This window comes from Streptomyces sp. NRRL WC-3549 (assembly GCF_000721935.1).
Classification (GTDB): domain Bacteria; phylum Actinomycetota; class Actinomycetes; order Streptomycetales; family Streptomycetaceae; genus Streptomyces.
This window is the reverse complement of sequence record NZ_KL585396.1, coordinates 44,383-47,128: the sequence shown is the minus strand read 5'-3', so window position 1 is coordinate 47,128 and position 2,746 is coordinate 44,383. Positions and strand designations below refer to the sequence as shown.

General features: G+C 70.7%; 2 protein-coding genes. Both read left to right on the top strand.

Annotated elements, in window-relative coordinates:
* The first annotated feature begins 111 nt into the window (after positions 1 to 111).
* The gene (locus IH13_RS0114125; RefSeq protein WP_031084364.1) at positions 112 to 1,452 is read left to right on the top strand and encodes an MFS transporter; all 1,341 of its coding nucleotides are present in this window, start codon (positions 112 to 114) and stop codon (positions 1,450 to 1,452) included.
* Positions 1,453 to 1,608: 156 nt separating this feature from the next.
* Entirely contained in the window at positions 1,609 to 2,655 is a 1,047-nt protein-coding gene (locus tag IH13_RS0114120; protein ID WP_031084363.1) for a zinc-dependent alcohol dehydrogenase, read from the top strand.
* Positions 2,656 to 2,746: the final 91 nt, after the last annotated feature.

Genomic DNA, 2,746 nt, shown 5'->3' with positions numbered 1-2,746 from the left:
GACCAGCGGGAAGCAGCCGCGGCAACTGGACGGCAAGCAGGTCAGGGCAGCGATCCGGGAGCAGGGCGGCCGCGTGGCGTCGCCGGTGCAATGAGACCTCAGGAGAACACAGTGCACAGCCGTACCGAGGCGGACGACCAGAAGATATCCCCGCAGGCCCGGAAGGTCCTCGTAGCGGCGGGCATCGGCCATTTCATCGAGTGGTACGACGTCGGCACCTACGGCCTGCTGGCCACCTTCCTCGCCGCCAACTTCTTCGTCTCCGGCGATCCGACGACCGCGCTGCTGGCCACCTTCGCCGTCTCCGCCATCGGGTTCGTCCTGCGGCCGCTCGGTGGGCTCTTCTTCGGACCGCTCGGAGACCGCATCGGCAGGCAGCGTACCTTGGCCATCGTCGTCCTGCTCACGTCGGGTTCGACGTTCGCGATGGGCGTGCTGCCCACCTACGACAGCGTGGGCGTCCTGGCCCCGGTGCTGCTGGTGGCCGCCAGGATGGTGCAGGGCTTCGGGGCCGGCGGTGAGACGTCCAACGCCGTGGCGCTGCTGTTCGAGCACTCGCCGCGTACCCGCCGAGGGTTCATGACGAGCTCGATGGACGGGATCGGGTTCATCGCGTCCGTTGTCGGTTCCGGACTCGCACTCGCGCTCATCACCGTGCTCGGGGACGGCGCGATGACCGGCTGGGGCTGGCGAATCCCGTTCCTCCTCGCGCTGCCGCTCGGTCTCGTCGGCCTGTACATCCGGCTGCAGTTGGAAGACTCCCCGGAATTCCAGGAGTTGGAGGCCACCGGCGGCGTCGCCGAGTCGCCGACGAAGGAGGCGTTCCGTACCGGCTCCAAGGCGATGCTGGTGCTGTGCGGCATCCTGCTCCTCAAAGCGATCGCACACTGGGCGCTGGTGTCCTTCCTGCCGAGCTTCCTCAGCGGCGACCTCGGGTTCAGCACCACCGAGGCCTTCACGACCACGACGGTCGCCATCGGGGTCACCGCCATCGCCGTACCGGTCATGGGCGCCCTCTCCGACCGCCTCGGCCGCAAACCGATGCTGATCGCGGGCAGCGCCGGATTCGTCCTACTCACCTGGCCGGCGTTCTACCTGATGTCGCTCGGCAGCGTCGTCTTGGCTGTCTCCGCCATGCTGATCCTCGGCCTCCTGATCGCGGTGTTCGACGGCGCGTTGAGCGCGATGATGGCCGAGCAGTTCCCCGCGCGCATCCGCAGCGGTGCGATGGCCATCCCTTACAACCTGGTCGTCTCGGCGTTCGGTGGCACGGTTCCCTACGTGGCCACGTGGCTGGTCGCCACCACCGGGAACCAACTCGCGCCCTCTTTCTACGTGATGCTGCTGGCCGCCGTCACCCTGAGCTTCGCGATCACCTCGATCCGCGAAACGGCCCCTCGGCGGACCGCTGCGGCACCGGACCGGGATCCGGTCCCGACGCGGCAGCCGTAGCCCCCGGCCGGGGACCTCGTCACCGCCCACCCGCACCGGCGCCCGGCCCCGGGGTACGGCGTCCCACCGGCGCTGCCATGCCTGCCCCGGAGCCACGCTGCCGTCCACCCACCACGCACCGCGGTCCTCACACCACACCGAACGGAATCCCTGACCATGCCTCAGCCGAACCGGCGCGTACTCGTCCGGTCCATCGACGACATCAGCATCGAAGAGGTACCCGCGCCGGAGCCCGGCCCCGACGAGCTCCTCGTCCGCAGCACCGTGATCGGGGTGTGCGGGTCCGACACCCATGCCGCCCTCGGCCGCCATCCCTTCATCAGCCTGCCCTACCGTCCCGGACACGAGGTGGTCGGCGTGGTCGCCGCCGTCGGTGAAGGGGCCGAGGCCTTCGCCCCGGGCACACGCGTGCTCGTCGAGCCCAACCTGTATTGCGGCACGTGCGCCCAGTGCCGCTCCGGCCGCTACAACATCTGCCGGCGGCTGGAGGTGTTCGGCTGTCAGACCCCCGGCGGCATGGCCGACGTCTTCACGATCCCCGCCGACCGCGTCCACCGGGTGCCCGAGGGGATGTCCGACCTCCAGGCGGCCCTCGTCGAACCGCTCGCCACCCCCGTGCACGCCGTCGCCAAAGCCGGTGACCTCACCGCCCGTACCGTAGCCGTCCTCGGCGCCGGGCCCATCGGTCTGCTCGTCCTGGCCGCGGCCCGGCACGCCGGTGCCGCCCGGATCGTGGTCACCGACCTGCTGGAGAACAAACGGCAGCGAGCCGTGCGACTCGGTGCCGACGACGCGCTCCCGGCCGACGCCGCCGACCTGGCCGCGCAGGCCCAGGCCGTCCTCGACGGCCCGGCCGACGTGGTCTTCGACTGCGTCGCCCGCGAACAGTCCATGGCCCAGGCCGTCGACATCGTGGCCAAGGGCGGCCAGATCGTCGTCGTCGGCGTCGGAGCCCCCGGGCCGACCCCGATCCGGTTGGACCTCGTCCAGGACCGCGAGATCCGCGTCGAGGGCACCCTCATGTACACCGCTGACGACTACCGCACCGCCCTCGACCTGATCACCTCCGGCGCCGTCGACACCGACGCGATCGTCACCGCCACCTACCCGCTGGAGGACGCGGCCAAGGCCTTCGCCGCCTCGCTGCAACCGGAACACGTCAAGGTGCTCATCACCGTGGCCGAGCGGGAACCCCTGACGTGATCGTCGTAGCCGGTGAGGCACTGATCGACCTGGTGCCCGAAGCCCCCGAAGACGCCTCCGCGCCGCTGCGGCCCGCCCGCGGCGGCGGGCC

Bases quoted from the DNA above. Each gene is read 5' to 3' on its own strand.
- IH13_RS0114120 (WP_031084363.1), top strand. From the start codon at position 1,609: ATGCCTCAGCCGAACCGGCGCGTACTCGTCCGGTCCATCGACGACATC.